The sequence below is a fragment of the Rouxiella sp. T17 genome (genome assembly GCF_036663475.1).
Lineage (GTDB): Bacteria > Pseudomonadota > Gammaproteobacteria > Enterobacterales > Enterobacteriaceae > Rouxiella.
The window spans coordinates 108,618-123,872 of record NZ_JAWUEA010000030.1; the positions used below are offsets into that span (position 1 = coordinate 108,618).

Consider the following 15,255-nt stretch of genomic DNA (forward strand, 5'->3'; position numbering starts at 1 on the left):
TAGCCGTGACGATGACTGAATGTTCCGGCGCTGAAGTGCTAAGGTTAACAGTGCAATTTGCAGCCAAGGCAAATTCTTCATTCAAAGTGAATCATCAGAAAAAGGAGAGCATGATGAGTAAAAGAGAATTGGGTCGTTCCGGTATTGAGGTTCCCGCGCTGACGTTTGGCGGCAACGTGTTCGGCTGGACTATCGACCAATCTACCTCTTTCAGCGTCCTCGATGCGCTATTGGAGCACCAGCTTAATTTCATCGACACGGCAGACGTTTATTCGCGCTGGGCCGAAGGAAATAAAGGCGGGGAGTCGGAAACCATCATCGGTAACTGGCTGAAGAAAAGCGGCAAGCGCGACAAAATCATTCTGGCGACCAAGGTCGGCATGGAAATGGGTGAAGGGCAAAAAGGCCTGTCGCCAACCTATATCCGCCAGTCGGTAGAAAACTCGCTCAAGCGTTTGCAAACGGATTATATCGACCTTTATCAGGCACATAAAGACGACGAAGATACGCCGCTGGCCGATACACTCGCCACCTTCGATCAGTTAGTCAAAGAAGGGAAAGTGCGGGCAATCGGCGCGTCAAACTATAGCGCGACCCGTCTACAAGAGGCGCTAAACGTCTCGAAAGAGCAGGGCATCGCGCGCTATGAAACGCTGCAACCGGAATATAATCTCTACGATCGTCAGGATTATGAGTCAGGTTTGGAGAAGGTGATTACGGAAAATGGTCTCGGGGTCATTAACTATTATTCACTGGCGAGCGGGTTCCTGTCGGGCAAGTATCGCAGCAAGGAAGACGCCAGCAAGAGCAAGCGCGGCGCGGGCGTGGTGGAGAAATATCTCAACGATCGCGGCCATAAAATTCTCAAGGCGCTGGACGACGTAGCCGAGAAGCATCGCGCTTCTCCAACTCAGGTTTCACTGGCCTGGCTTATCGCACGTCCGGGCATCACTGCGCCTATCGTCAGCGCCACCTCGCTGGACCAGCTTAAAGAGCTGTCACTTGCCACCCAGCTCAAGCTTGACCCGCAAGATATCGAAACTCTTAATCAAGCAAGCGCCTATAAGTAAGCTGTTCTTTCTTTAGCATTATCATTTAGCATCATGATTATTAAGTGTTAAAACAGTAAAAAGCGCCGACGAAAGTTTGGCGCTTTTTTATGGCAAAATTTTTAATTTATTAAGCTTATGACAAAAATTTCTTTGAAGATAAGTTGGCAATTTGCTTTTTTGACTCAGCCAAAAGTATCGTTGCCTGCTCAGTGGGAAACCCCAAATCTATGAAAATATTACCGTCGGAAGGAGTAATGTGTCGGGTAGCAGTATCAACCTTTAGCAACGTCCTTTTTTTCCTGCTCACAAATTAATAGTCTTGTACGAATTCTATACAGAATGATGATGAGGTCAATGTGTGCTTGGATAGATGAGCGTTTTATAAGTATTTGAATTTATCGGGCTTGATAAACAAGAAAGGCTCATAAAAATATGAGCCTTTAAACAGCAATTAGCGGTACAGGGTTTGGGCCCAGCGCGCCAGTCCGGCGGTGACGGAGCCGAAATCATTGCCACCGACCAGTGGAATACCCGGCAGCTGTGCCTGCAAAGCGCTGCGCAACAGAGGAGAACGCGCGCTGCCGCCGGTCAGGTAAATCACGTCTGGTTTGATTTCGCTGCTCGCAAGCGCGATGTTAACCTGCTCCTGAATACGTTCCAGCGGCTGGGAGATAGCGTCGCTGAGCTGCTGCTGGCTTATCTCTTCCGCCAAACCGGCTTCGATAAAGTCCAGCGCGGCCGACACGCTCTGGCGCTCGGAAAGCGCAATCTTGCTCTCTTCGGCGGCGCGCACTAAACGATAGCTCAAACGCTGCTGTTGAACCTTAAGCAGGCGCTTAACCTGATCCGGATTAGCCGCGTCGCGAATCATGTCACGCAGCATGCGGCCATTCGCCACGCTGTAGAAATCTTGCTGCGCGGGCACGTCGTTGGTTGCTACGGCATTCCAGAACGGCAGGGAAGGCATCGCGATGCCTTTTTGTGTTTCGCTACCCATGCCAAACTGTGGCGTCAGCTGTTTGAACGCGGTCATGATGTCGAGATCGTTACCGCCCACGCGGCAGCCACTGTGGCCCAGCAGGCTGTTTTGGCGCTCGGCCTTGTCACGCCAGCTTGGACCCATCAGCAACACTGAGCAGTCAGTCGTACCGCCGCCGATATCCACCACCAGCACCGTTTTGTCTTCCGTTAAGGTTGCTTCAAAGTCCAGACCTGCCGCCACCGGCTCGAACTGGAAGGCGACGTCGCGGAATCCGGCGCGCGCCGCCGCACGTTCAAGAATTCCCTGTGCCTGACGGTTGGCCTCTTCGCCGCCCATCCCCTGGAAGTTAATCGGACGACCAATCACGGTTTGTTCAATCGTCTGCTCGATTACCGATTCGGCCTGGCGTTTGATGTGGAACATCATGGCGCAAACCAAGTCTTCAAACAGGGCAATCTGCTGGGGTTTCAGGCCGTTGGCACCCAAAAACGACTTCGGTGAACGCACGAAGTAGACGTCTTCCGGGTCTTCCATATAGGTCGCAAGCGCAGAGAGGCCAAAGTTAACGCTGTGCGTGTTAACCTGAATGTCTTCTTCGCGATTGAAATTAATGCTGCGACGCAGCAATTGCTGGTTGTCGTCGCTGCCGGTCGGCACTTGCCAGAAACGGTGTAAGCATTCACTTACTGCTTCACGCGTTGGCGCACACAGCATGGAAGGAAGATAGGCACCGCCATTTTCCAGTGCTAAAAGTTCTGCGTTGTTGTCACGCATCACGGCAACGGAGCAGTTCGCCGTTCCGTAGTCAAATCCAATAAACATCACGGTTCCCCATGCCAAAGAAGGGGGGCGACTTTACCGGACTCACCGCCAGCAGGCAAGAACTCAGCTCTCGAGCGCCGGAAATTAGCACAACTCTCTCATTCCAGCGCCTTAGGCCGCTGCATTAATAGGCTTTTGTCGCAGTGAATGAGCCTATTATTTTCGCCGAGTGCCTAATAACTCGGAGCGTCCATAATGGGTTTTATCCTTCACTAATACGCGGATACCTGAAAACTCTGCATTTTCTATCAACGCTTTAATCCCGCAAGCTTCTTGTTGAAATTTACTGTTACGCAGTGAGTTTATTCCGTCATTCCAGGCATGAAGCATATGTTTGGTAAGATCTCGCCATTGCGGCTCATTTTTCGAAGCTTCGACCATCTCTTTACCTGTCTCGACGGCGGATTCGCACAACATTTCTAACATTTCGCTGAAACGTCTTGGCGTTATTCCTAATCGACCATTGAAGAAGCGCTCCAAAGATTTTCTGGCCACCCAAGTTTGTCTACCTTCTATGGACAAAGCGGGCGAATTTTGTGAAAAACGCGGATAGGCCTGAGTCGTTACCAAATCAAAAGCGGGAGTATAGGCAACATCTGCCAATGTGGAATAGAACAAGGCAATATTTTTAGCATGACAATCAGCATTGCGGACAATAAAATTAGTTAAAATTAACCAGCCTAAAGCTTCAGATTGCTCTCTGATTACAGTGCTTGGAAGATATACTTTAGTAGCGTTTAATACTTTTTCCATGGTTGGAGCATATTTTTCGTGAGGCGGCAAACCTAATAAACCACAAGAGTCTTCTAAACCAAATAAAGGCTGCCCATCATCGTCGACGTCAAAACGATCGACCACAAGGATACGTCCATCTTCCGACATAAGGCTCTTTGCAACGGGTGTGACATTCAGTCTTTCGAGTACGCGTAGAGTATAAAACTCGTTAAAACCTAAGAAGGGGGTAAGGTCGTCTGAACCTTTGATAATATGCTGGCGGGTTCTGATTGTAGGTTTACCTACTAAAGGCAAATCCTGTTCTGAAGGTGCAATAAATTTTGGTACCACGCCTGATATGGCTGAGCGAGCATAACGTCGGACCAAAGACTCAAAATGCAGTGTCGAATTATGGCCTTTCAGTAGCTCACTGATTTGCAAAGGTTCATGTTCCGAACCAAGAGTGGCGTCTTGAGGTGTAATCGTTACTCGTCCAATCCCGTTGCCACCGATAACAGCTAAGAGTGATAGATCGGTACCATCTAATAACGGGCCAAACTCTTCGCGAATGACGCCAAGCAAATAGCCTTCCGGCAGGTTCTGGCGAAAAAAAGGATGCAAATCTCTCGGCCATCGCCATGCTTTTTCACGAACGGGCATAGTCAGGCTGATAAAATCGTGCTTGGTGGCTTCTGGTAAATATTGCAGGACATATTCGTCGCGTTCGCGAAATAATGATGCGACTTTTTTTCCCAAGACTTGAACGTCTAATTTCACAATTCATCGCCTTTGCGCTGCTCTTCAAGGATGTCTTCGAGCGTGCGTACATGCCCATTTTTTACGGCTTTAAGGTCGTAACCGGTCGCTTCGAGCAGGCGAATAAGTATCGATACGCTCATGTCTCCTTTGGCTAAAGTTTCCATGCGAGCTACTGTAACGCGGGAAATTCCCGCTTTTGCCGCCAATTCTGCCTGGGATAATCCAGCTTCACGGCGAGCATTTTTAACTAAAGTGGCAACATCGAATAGCGTTGTCAAATGTAGCTCCTAGGATACATAAAACAGAATAATCGCTTAAATGTAACTTGTGAGATACATAAAGGAAAGGTGTTTGTTTATTTATTAAACAAATTGAAATTTCGAGCACAACTCTCTCATTCCAGCGCCTTAGGCCGCTGCATTAATAGGCTTTTGTCGCAGTGTTCTTCTATTACCGTCCACTTCAACTACCGTCCTCTTCTACTACTAGGCTCTTCTGCTAAAGTTAAGAAGCTTTTTGAACGGATTGATTCGCTAGGTTTTAGACTAGCCGCTGCACAATAGTGGCTTACATTGAAAAGGATCGCGTCGGTGCAGAACATTCAGCATTCTCCTTCTAATACTTGCTCTTATTTTCTTCCTTATACAGCGCCTTATGACTGGACGTAGATGACCCCCTTTTTAGGGGCGAGGGCGCTGGCGGGTATCGAGCATTTTGAGCATCACGAAAACGGGACTGTGACGTATCGCCGCACTCTGTCACTTTCGATTGAAAATGAAATCGTGACCGGCTGGCTGACGTGGCAGCCTCTACCCGAGCAAAATGTTGTCGCGCTCGTGCTTTCTCCCTCTTTGGATATTCATCGCGACGCAGTTATTAAACGCGTCAGGAACCTGCTCGATTTAGACGCCGATCCGCAGCAGATAGCAGAAACGCTGGGGCCGCTGGTGGGTGAGTCGGCGGGATTACGGCTGCCTGGTGCTATCGACAGTTTTGAGCTCACCGTCAGGGCAATTCTGGGCCAGCTGGTTAGCGTCAAGATGGCGGCAACGTTTTGCGCCCGACTGGCCGAGCGTTGGGGCGAGCCCATTAACACGCCCTTCGCCGAGCTTACGCGGCTGTTTCCGACGCCTGCTCGTATCGCCACATTAAACGTCGACGATTTACGCGCCATCGGCGTGCAGGCCAAACGCGCGGCGTGTCTGATCAACGTGGCGCGAGCCGTGCGCGATGGCGAGCTGCCGTTATATAGCATTCAAGATACGGGGGAGGGGATTAAGCAGCTGATCGCCATGCCGGGCATCGGCGCGTGGACGGCCAACTACATCGCCATGCGCGCATGGGGCGAAAGGGATATCTTTTTACATAGCGACTATTTAATTAAGCAAAGGTTTCCAAATATGACACCCGCGACAATTAATCGTTACGCGAAAATATGGAAACCCTGGAGAAGTTACGCAACGTTACTTATTTGGAATAATGCGAATTGGAAACTAAAATAATCATTTGTTAAATTTAATGATAACAAATGTTATCCCACAGTATCCGCAAGGATAAATATATTAAATAAATGAAATCCTATTTACATTAATAGGATTTGAAATCAAAAAACCGCACAAAGTGGCCGAAAGTTTTTTAACTTTCTAAAGAAATACACGTACAATTCATGCGAATCGAAATTGTCTCTACAGCATTAGGTTGAACGTGTCTTTAATCCAGATCAATTCCTCTCGAAGTTTCTCGCCTGCGTGGTGGGGTATCTTCGCGATCCTGATAGTGTTGTTTGCTCCGGCCATCTCGCGATCGCCTGAACACTCGACTCTGGGCGCCGAGAATTCGTCAGTCATGACGGGCTCTGTAGCGGGATTTGACTCGGCTGAAAATCGCGTGGCTGCAACGGGCATGAAAGACCATCAGTCATCAATCTCAGACCAACTTGGCCACATGCAAATGCAGCTGAACGCGTCGGCGAATGATGTCTCGGTGCATGAAGATTTATCCTGTTCTTATTGCGGAATCATCGATCAGTTGGTTGCTATCAACCTTGATGATTCATTGCTTCAATGGCCGGGTATCTTTAGCGCTTTTATATCCAGAGAATATTTCGATTTTCCGCTGTTTGACTTTATTAAGCAGTCGGAGTTTCAACCCCGCGCACCACCTTTTAATTGATCACCTGCGTTTATACATACAGACATCGTGCTATATCGTGGATTTCCACACCAGGATTTTACAAAGCAGTAACTTTATTTTTAATTTTAGTCAAAGAGTGAAGGCGCTATTTGTGCCGAAACTGGTGCGACTTTTTTTTGAACAAACTGACTGTCTGTCTTATGAAACTTTCTATGCAATCTGAGGTAATGCCATGTTTGGCTTAACTGCACTGGATCTTGCAAGGACCCAGTTCGCCTTTACAGTGTCGTTTCACATTATTTTCCCAGCGATCACCATCGGTCTGGCAAGTTTTCTGGCTGTGCTCGAAGGGCTCTGGCTGAAAACCAAGCAGGACGCGTATCGTGACCTTTATCACTTCTGGTCCAAAGTCTTTGCCGTAAACTTCGGCATGGGCGTGGTTTCCGGTCTGGTTATGGCTTACCAGTTCGGCACCAACTGGAGCGGATTCTCCGACTTCGCCGGTAACATCACGGGTCCCCTGTTGACCTATGAAGTGCTGACGGCGTTCTTCCTGGAAGCCGGCTTCCTAGGCGTAATGCTGTTCGGCTGGAACCGTGTTGGACCTGGTCTGCACTTCTTCTCTACCTGCATGGTAGCGTTGGGGACCATCTTCTCCACTTTCTGGATCCTGGCGTCAAACAGCTTCATGCACACGCCTCAGGGTTACAGCATTGTTAACGGCCTGATTGTGCCGGTTGACTGGCTGAAAGTTATCTTCAACCCGTCGTTCCCGTTCCGTCTGATGCACATGAGCGTGGCAGCCTTCCTGGCTTCTGCTTTCTTTGTTGCTTCTGCTGCGGCGTACCACCTGCTGCGCGGCCACGATAACGCGGCAACCCGCAAGATGTTCTCGATGGCACTGTGGATGGCGCTGATCGTCTCTCCTATTCAGGCATTCCTGGGCGATGCCCACGGTCTGAACACCCTGAAATATGAGCCGGCGAAAATCGCAGCGATCGAAGGTCACTGGGAAAACACCGACAACAAACCTACGCCGCTGGTGCTGGTAGGTTGGCCGGACATGAACGCCGAAGAGACCAAGTACAAGATTGAGATCCCGGCTTTGGGAAGCCTGATTCTGACGCACAGCCTGACGCATCAGATCCCTGCGCTGAAATCTTTCCCGAAAGAAGACCGTCCTGATTCAACCATCATATTCTGGTCATTCCGCATCATGGCGGGTCTGGGTATGCTGATGATTCTGTCTGGTTTCGTCGGTCTGTGGTTGCGTCGTCGCGGTACTATGTACAGCAACAAAACCTTCCTGCGCTTTATGCTGCTGATGGGTCCTTCGGGTCTGATTGCGCTGCTGGCGGGTTGGTTCACCACTGAAGTGGGGCGTCAGCCGTGGGTTGTTTATGGCCTGCAACGCACCAAAGACGCGGTTTCCGCGCACGGTGTCGTGCACATGAGCATCACGCTGGTGGCATTCGTGGTTATCTACTGCTCCGTATTCGGTGTGGGCTACGCCTACATGATGCGTCTTATCAAGAAAGGCGTGCAAACTCACGAAGGCGAAGTTCACGAGCACGGCGGTCCGGGTCAGCAACGTACTCCGGCGCGTCCTCTGTCTGCAGTCGATGTTAAACTAGATTCCGGGAGCAAATAATGGGTATCGATTTACCGTTGATTTGGTTCGTTATCATCATTTTCAGCATCATGATGTACGTGGTGATGGATGGTTTCGACCTTGGTATTGGTCTGCTGTTTCCGTTTGCGAAAAAGAGCGAAGACCGCGACGTTATGATGAACACCGTTGCCCCTGTCTGGGATGGCAACGAAACCTGGCTGGTTCTGGGCGGCGCTGGCATGTACGGTGCTTTCCCGCTGGCCTACTCGGTTATCCTTGATGCGCTGGCCATGCCGCTGACTATCATGCTGTTCGGCCTGATTTTCCGTGGTGTTGCCTTTGAATTCCGTTTCAAGGCGAGCGAAGAGAAGCGTCACATCTGGGACAAATCCTTCATCGGCGGTTCTATCGTTGCGACCTTCTGTCAGGGCGTGGTGCTGGGTGCTTTCATCGACGGTATGCCGGTTGTTAACCGCGTTTACGCCGGTGGCGCGATGGACTGGCTGACGCCGTTCACCGTGTTCTGTGGTCTGGGTCTGATCGTGGCGTACGCGCTGCTCGGCAGCACCTGGCTCATCATGAAGACTCAGGGCAGCCTGCAAAAGCGTATGCACGACCTGACTAACCCGCTGTTGCTGGCTCTGCTGGTGGTGCTGGCTATCGTCAGCGTCTGGACGCCAATGTCTCACGCCGACATCGCACACCGCTGGTTCAGCCGTCCTAACCTGTTCTGGTTCCTGCCAGTGCCGGTATTGGTGCTGCTGGTTTCCTTCTGGTTGATGAAAGCGGTAAACCGCAATGCGCATTACACGCCGTTCCTGCTGACTCTGGCTCTGGTATTCCTGGGTTATAGCGGTCTGGGCATCAGCGTGTGGCCGAACATCATTCCACCGTCCATCTCTTACTGGCAGGCGGCTTCGCCTCCGGAAAGTCAGGGCTTTATTCTGGTTGGCGCGCTGTTCATCATCCCAATCATTCTGGTTTATACTTTCTGGAGCTACTACGTGTTCCGTGGAAAGGTAACGCCGGATCAGGGTTATCACTGATAGTTTTTAGCGAAAAGCGAAAAAACGAGAGTGAATGAATAGAAGGGGCGGGCTTGGCCTCGCCCCTTTTTTAAAATGACCGAGGTAATAACATGAAACCGATGATTCAAAAGATGGATGACAACACTGTTCCGGCGGCCAACGTGCCGTTCTGGAAAAAAGTCTCTTGGCTGGTGCTGATTTACGGCGGCAGCGTGCTGGCTCTGTTTGTCGTCGCGACGGCGTTCCACGTGCTGATGTTTGCTGCGGGCATGCGTACTCACTAAGCGTTCTCACTCATAAAGCAGAACGCCGCGATGGCTGCAAGTATGTTGGCATCACCGACATCGCTCCCTGATTTAACAGGGAGCGGCTTGCCGAACTTGAAGATGAAGAGTTAAAGGTGAAGACAGCGAAAGTTACAGCAGGAAAATCGTTGCCAGACCCAGGAAGATAAAGAAACCGCCGGTGTCGGTCAGCGCAGTAATCATCACGCTGGAGCCCAACGCCGGGTCGCGTCCGAGGCGCACCATCGTCAGCGGAATCAATACGCCCATCAACGCGGCGACCAGTAAATTCAGCACCATCGCCAGCGTCATTACCGCACCCATCGCCAGATTGCCGTACAGCAACCACGTCACGACGCCCATTAATCCGCCCCAAATCAGGCCGTTAATCAACGCTACGCCCAGCTCACGCAGCAGCAGGAAAGGCATATTGCCGACCTGAACCTGATGCAGCGCCAAACCGCGCACGATCATGGTAATCGTCTGATTGCCCGTGTTGCCGCCAATGCCCGCAACAATCGGCATCAACGCCGCAAGTGCGACCAATTGAGAAATGGTGTTTTCGAAAAGTCCTATTACCCGTGACGCCACAAAGGCGGTGCAAAGGTTGATAGCCAGCCACGCCCAGCGATTTTTCACCGCCTTGCCAACCGGCGAGAAGACGTCTTCTTCCGGGCTCAGGCCGCCCATGCGGCGAATATTGTTATCGGAATCTTCGTTAACGAAATCAACGATGGACTCGACGGTCAGCCGGCCCATCAGCTTGTGTTTTAAATCAACCACGGGCGCGGTGATAAGGTCGTAACGCTCAAAGGCACCGGCGGCGTCATCGGCCTTGTCGTAAGGACTGAAGCTAGTGGGGTCATCGTTCATCACTTCCGACACGCGTTTCAGCGGCGGACTCAGCAATACCGTGGTCAACGGCAGCTCGCCCAGCAGCTGATTATGGCGATCGGTAACAAACAGCTTATCGCTGCCTTTTGGTATGATTTTCCGCAAGCGTAAATAACGCTGCACGGTAGCAAGCGTAACGTCGGGGCGAATGGTCAACAGCTCGAAATCCATGATACGGCCCACGGACTCTTTGGTGAATTTCATTACCTCGCGGACTTTGTCGCGCTGGCGCGGTTCCAAAGAGGTCAGCACGCGGCCGGTCAAATCGCGCGGCAGATATTCGGCGAGATAAACTTGATCATCGAGGTCGAGCAGCGAAATCGCCCGCAGCAGATCTTTGTCGCTCATCTCCTCAATCAGGCTGTCCCACACCGTTTCGGAAACTTCAACCAGCGCCTTACCGCGTTTTGAGGTCTCAACCAGGCTCCACAGCGCCAGTCGCTGGCGTTCGGGCAGGGCTTCAAGAATATCGGCAAGGTCGGCGGCATGCAGAGTCGCGACGTTGGCGCGCAGATCGGCGGTTTGATCCATCAACAATGATTCGCTGATATCTTTCGGCTTTTCGCCAAGAATGCTGTCGGCTAAATCATCGTTGTTATTAAGCAGTAAATCGAGAATATGATGGCGAACTTCGGCCAATTTCTGGGAATGGGATTGCTGTTTTGCTGCAAACATTCAGAGTCCTTCTGCTATCTGGAAACTAAAATAGTGCGTAACAAAACAACAGGAGGATGACAATCAGGGCGTCTTATCCGGCTGATTTTTTTGAGAAACGGGCGCAGTGACTTGCTCATGCTGTGCCTGTTTCTGGCTTTGATGATGAGAATACGACCCTATCCCGGCGTAAATAATTCGGCCAATCAAGATAATAAAACTTATCGCCAGAACGATTTTTGTCATCTTCATGTTATTTTTATTACGCATAATGGCATCTTAAGTATATAGCATCCCTGCATTTTTTCCGGTTTCTGTTGTCACTGGCGAACATCTCGCAAAAGCTGACGACCCGAAAGCGCCTACGCTTCTGTCTGTTCGTCTGCCTCTTCTTCCAGCATTAACTTCCAGCCGGTGACGTCGCTCCAGTAAGCCTGCTCGCGTTCGAAATCCAACTGCACCAGATTATTCTGCGCCATAAAACCGGCCGGAAAACGCAGCGTCCAATGATTGTCGTCGGTATGCAAACGCAGCGTTTCAGGCTGAGTGGTGGACTGACGCTGATTGTTCAGCAGCGCGCCAAGACGCAACAGCTGAATTAGCGGCAAATAGTGCTTCTTTTTGAACAGGTTAAGACGTGGTAGATCGTCGAGACGAATCGCCTTGCGCTGAAAACGAACCAGCGTCGCCAGCAGTGTTTGCTGCTCTTGAGTGAAGCCCGGCAGGTTTGAATTCTGCAAAATATAGGCCGAATGGCGATGCATGCCGCTGTGATTAATACCCAGCCCGACTTCGTGCAGCATCGACGCCCATTTCAGCAGCGCTTCGAGCTGTGGCTGAGCCAAAGTTGGATTTTGCGCCAGCCATTGGGTGTAGAGCGCTTCCGTGGTTTCAAGCACGCGTCGCGCCTGTTCACGGTCGATATTATAGTGATCGGCCAGACTTTTGGCGGTGCGGCTGCGAATGTCCTGATGACGGAAACGGCCTTCCATCTCATACAGTACGCCTTCGCGCAGCGCACCGTCAGAGAGACGTAACTCCTTGATAGCCAAGGCATCGAACACGCCGCACAGAATTGCTAACCCCGGCACAAACACCGATTGTCGGTCTTCCGACAGCCCCGGCAGGCTCAGCGCGGAGAAGTTTTTATATTTCAGCACTTCATCGGCGAGCATTTCCAGCCTTTCGGCGGTGATCAGGCCATCTTTTTCGCCCATTTCCACCAGCACTTCGTGAGTGGCTTTAATCGTTCCCGACGCGCCCAGCGCGTATTGCCAACCCTGCAAACGATACTGCCACGCCAGCGTTTCGAGCTTTTGCGCGGCGGCCAGACGAGCTCGTTTAAAATTACTGCGGCTGATTTCGCCACCCCGGAAGAACTGCTGAGCAAAGCTGACGCAGCCCATACGGCGGCTTTCTGCCAGAAGCGGTTCGAAATCTTCACCGATGACCAGCTCGGTCGAGCCGCCGCCGATATCAATCACCAGCTTGCGGCCTTTTTCGGGCTGAGTGTGCTCAACGCCCATGAAAATCAGTCGCGCCTCTTCCTGACCGGAAATGATTTCGATCGGATAGGGAATGACCTCGGCGGCGCGTTTCAGAAACTCTTCGGCATTGACAGCCTGACGCAGTGAGTGCGTGCCCACAATGGTGACGTTGGCCTCGGGGAAGCCCTGTAGACGCTCGGCAAACAGCGCCAGACAGTCGAGCCCGCGTTGAATCGCCTCTTCGCTTAATCTGCTTTGACTGTCTAATCCGTCGGCGAGATGGACGCGCTGCTTAAGCCGCCCCAATACCTGAAGCGCGCCGTTAACGACGCGGGCGATTACCATATGAAAGCTGTTCGACCCAAGATCGATAGCAGCAATTTCCTGAGGCTTTGGGGTCATCGGACTGTTTAAGGGCATTTTTTTAACTCCAAAGATCAGGCTGGATCAGCCGATTTGTTCTGATTAACCCAGGGTTGAGTGCCAGGTTCTTGATTATCGTTTTCAAAATTCTTCAAATATTCGTAGATAGCCGTTTGTGCGCGCACTTTGCGGCGATTTCCGCGTGGAACATAACGGTTACTGAGTTCTTTATCAATAGATCTCGCTTTCACTGTGTCGCTAAACTGAATAGCCAGCAGGTCCAGCAACCGCTGCTTGATGCGCGGATCGAGAATGGCGACGGCCACTTCGATTCGATAATCAATATTACGCGTCATCCAGTCGGCGGAAGAGAGAAACACTTTCTGATCGCCATTGTTTTCGAAAACGTAAACCCGATCGTGTTCCAGATAACGGTCAACGATGCTGGTGACCTGAATGTTTTCGCTAATTCCGGCTAAATTGGGGATGAGCGAGCACATACCGCGGATCAGCAGGCGAATTTTCACTCCAAATCCTGAGGCGGCGTACAGCCGGTCGATCAGCCCTTTATCAACCAGATTATTGATTTTCAGAGAAACTCCGGCGGGTAATCCGGCCTGAGCATTGGCGATTTCCTGATCGATCAGGGCATAAAGCATGCTGCGCGAATTTTGCGGCGAGACCATTAAGTGTTCGAAAGTGACGGGCCGATAAGGATTTTCGATGAAGTTAAACACGCGGCGAACTTCATTGGTTATCCGCGAATCGGCGGTCAGCAAAGAGTAGTCAGTGTAAAGGCGGGCGGTTTTTTCGTTAAAGTTGCCCGTACCAATATGAGCATAGCGGACAATTTCGTCTTCTTCGCGACGGGAAATAAGAAACAGCTTGGCGTGAATTTTCAGTCCAGGCGCGGAGAAAATCACGTGAACGCCCGCCTCGGTGAGACGTTTGGCCCAGTGAATATTGGCCTCTTCGTCGAAACGCGCCTGCAGCTCAACCACCACCGTCACTTTTTTGCCGTTGTGCGCGGCGTGGATCATCGATTCGATAATCCGCGAATCTTTGGCTACGCGATAAATATTGATTTTGATCGAAAGCACGTTAGGGTCGAAGGCGGCCTGACGCAGCAATTCGAGTACGTGTTCGAAAGTGTAATAAGGATAATAGAGCAACACGTCCTGCTGGCGAATGGCGGCGAAACCGTTGCGGAAATTATCGAACCACAGGTGGCGCAGGCGCGTCATCGGGCGATAAACCATATTCGCTTTGCCAACGTTCGGGAAGCTGATGAAATCCTTGAAGTTGTGGTAACGCCCGCCCGGAATCACCGAATCATAGTTCGAGATCCCCAGCTTTTCGCGCAGCAGTTCGACCATTTCGTCGGGCATATCGCGCTGATAAACAAAACGCACCGGCTCGGCGGTCAGGCGCTGTTTCAGGCTCGAGGACATCAGTTCCAGCAGGCTGGATTCCATCTCCGTGACCAGATCGTATTCGGCGTCGCGCGTCATCTTCATCGAATAGGCGTTGAGCGCGTCGTAGTCGAAGAAGCCCTTAAAAATATCATCGAGACAGTAGCGCAGAATGTTATCTAGTAGAATCATGGGCTTGCGGCGACGCGGCGCTTCGGGCGGCAGATTCACAAAACGCGGCACTTTATCAGACGGAATTTCGAGCAGCGCGTAATCAATCTTTTCGCCGCGAATAATTTCCACCGCCAGATAGGTGTAATCATCTTTCAGAAACTGCACCAGATTGGTTTCCTGATTGACCAGAATCGGGGTAATAAACTGGCGCAGATGATGTTTGAAATATTGGCGCAGCCAGGCTTGCTGGTTTTCGGAAACCTGCCTTTCGTTAATCAGGAAGATTTGGTTACGGGCCATTTCGAGCAGCAAATCGTTATACAGGCTGTCGAACTCCTGATCGATACGCATCACCTTGGCCTGGATCTTTTTGAGTAGATGGCGGGAAGCACCGATAAAACCCTGTTCTTCACTGATCAGGATGCGGCGTTTCAAGTCGGCAAAACGAACTTTATAGAATTCATCGAGGTTGTTGGAGTAAATGCCGAGAAAACGCATGCGCTCAATCAGAGGATTACTCTTGTCGGCCGCTTCCTGCAAAACCCGTTCATTAAAAGATAACCAACTCAATTCTTTATCTATATACAGCTTTTCCTGACCCATTTTAGCTCCGTTCATTTAGCCTGAAACCTGGCCCATCAAGGCGCATTCCGGCCCGCGCAGCTTTTAGGGAGAGGGCCTAGTATCACCCCTCATTATTGCGAGACTCTTACAACAAAGTCCAATAAAACCAGATTGATAAACCGTGATGAAAATGCTGGTCGTTTAATGTGCTCTTATTGCGAAGGGCTTTCGAAAACTATTCTGTTTTTAAAACCATTCTGTTTTTAAAACCATTCTCTTTTCTGAAACTATTTTTTTTATGAAACTGTTTATTTTGTGAAG

The 15,255-nt window shown here is 50.7% G+C and carries 12 protein-coding genes; 6 read left to right on the top strand and 6 right to left on the bottom strand.

The window, feature by feature from the left end; translation table 11 throughout:
* The first annotated feature begins 113 nt into the window (after nucleotides 1-113).
* The gene (locus SC206_RS10890) at nucleotides 114-1,070 is read left to right on the top strand and encodes an aldo/keto reductase (RefSeq protein ID WP_332737142.1); all 957 of its coding nucleotides are present in this window, start codon (nucleotides 114-116) and stop codon (nucleotides 1,068-1,070) included.
* 433 nt (nucleotides 1,071-1,503) lie between these two features.
* Here the strand turns inward: SC206_RS10890 and yegD are convergent, their stop codons facing one another.
* From yegD to SC206_RS10905, 3 genes are all read right to left on the bottom strand, one after another.
* Nucleotides 1,504-2,856, bottom strand: coding sequence for a molecular chaperone (yegD, locus tag SC206_RS10895; protein WP_332737068.1), 1,353 nt, complete (start codon nucleotides 2,854-2,856; stop codon nucleotides 1,504-1,506).
* Between the two features lie 156 nt (nucleotides 2,857-3,012).
* Nucleotides 3,013-4,347: a type II toxin-antitoxin system HipA family toxin gene (locus tag SC206_RS10900; protein ID WP_332737070.1), complete on the bottom strand. Its 1,335-nt coding sequence runs from the start codon at nucleotides 4,345-4,347 to the stop codon at nucleotides 3,013-3,015.
* A complete protein-coding gene (locus tag SC206_RS10905) occupies nucleotides 4,344-4,607 on the bottom strand; it encodes a helix-turn-helix transcriptional regulator (RefSeq protein ID WP_332737072.1) in 264 nt (87 codons plus the stop codon). Before SC206_RS10905 ends, SC206_RS10900 begins: the two co-directional genes overlap by 4 nt.
* Nucleotides 4,608-4,997: 390 nt before the next feature.
* On the opposite strand from SC206_RS10905, the gene alkA reads away from it, so the two are divergent.
* The 5 genes from alkA (at nucleotide 4,998) to SC206_RS10930 (ending at nucleotide 9,386) form a co-directional block, all read left to right on the top strand.
* Complete coding sequence (alkA, locus tag SC206_RS10910) at nucleotides 4,998-5,831, top strand: DNA-3-methyladenine glycosylase 2 (protein ID WP_332737074.1); 834 nt, start codon at nucleotides 4,998-5,000, stop codon at nucleotides 5,829-5,831.
* Between the two features lie 202 nt (nucleotides 5,832-6,033).
* Nucleotides 6,034-6,501, top strand: coding sequence for a DUF2946 domain-containing protein (locus SC206_RS10915; protein ID WP_332737076.1), 468 nt, complete (start codon nucleotides 6,034-6,036; stop codon nucleotides 6,499-6,501).
* A gap of 193 nt (nucleotides 6,502-6,694) precedes the next feature.
* Complete coding sequence (locus SC206_RS10920) at nucleotides 6,695-8,113, top strand: cytochrome ubiquinol oxidase subunit I (RefSeq protein ID WP_332737078.1); 1,419 nt, start codon at nucleotides 6,695-6,697, stop codon at nucleotides 8,111-8,113.
* Nucleotides 8,113-9,120 carry a cytochrome d ubiquinol oxidase subunit II gene (gene cydB, locus SC206_RS10925; protein WP_332737079.1) on the top strand — a complete coding sequence of 336 codons (1,008 nt, stop codon included), beginning with the start codon at nucleotides 8,113-8,115 and terminating at the stop codon, nucleotides 9,118-9,120. Before SC206_RS10920 ends, cydB begins: the two co-directional genes overlap by 1 nt.
* Before the next feature lie 101 nt (nucleotides 9,121-9,221).
* Complete coding sequence (locus tag SC206_RS10930) at nucleotides 9,222-9,386, top strand: DUF2474 domain-containing protein (protein ID WP_332737144.1); 165 nt, start codon at nucleotides 9,222-9,224, stop codon at nucleotides 9,384-9,386.
* 132 nt (nucleotides 9,387-9,518) lie between these two features.
* On the opposite strand, the gene mgtE is transcribed toward SC206_RS10930, so the two are convergent.
* The 3 genes from mgtE to ppk1 all read right to left on the bottom strand — a co-directional run bounded on the left by mgtE (nucleotide 9,519) and on the right by ppk1 (nucleotide 14,973).
* Nucleotides 9,519-10,955, bottom strand: a complete 1,437-nt coding sequence (mgtE, locus tag SC206_RS10935; protein WP_332737081.1) for a magnesium transporter — start codon at nucleotides 10,953-10,955, stop codon at nucleotides 9,519-9,521.
* A gap of 341 nt (nucleotides 10,956-11,296) precedes the next feature.
* A complete protein-coding gene (ppx, locus tag SC206_RS10940; protein ID WP_332737083.1) occupies nucleotides 11,297-12,841 on the bottom strand; it encodes an exopolyphosphatase in 1,545 nt (514 codons plus the stop codon).
* A gap of 17 nt (nucleotides 12,842-12,858) precedes the next feature.
* Entirely contained in the window at nucleotides 12,859-14,973 is a 2,115-nt protein-coding gene (gene ppk1 / locus SC206_RS10945) for a polyphosphate kinase 1 (RefSeq protein ID WP_332737085.1), read from the bottom strand.
* Between the last annotated feature and the right edge of the window lie 282 nt (nucleotides 14,974-15,255).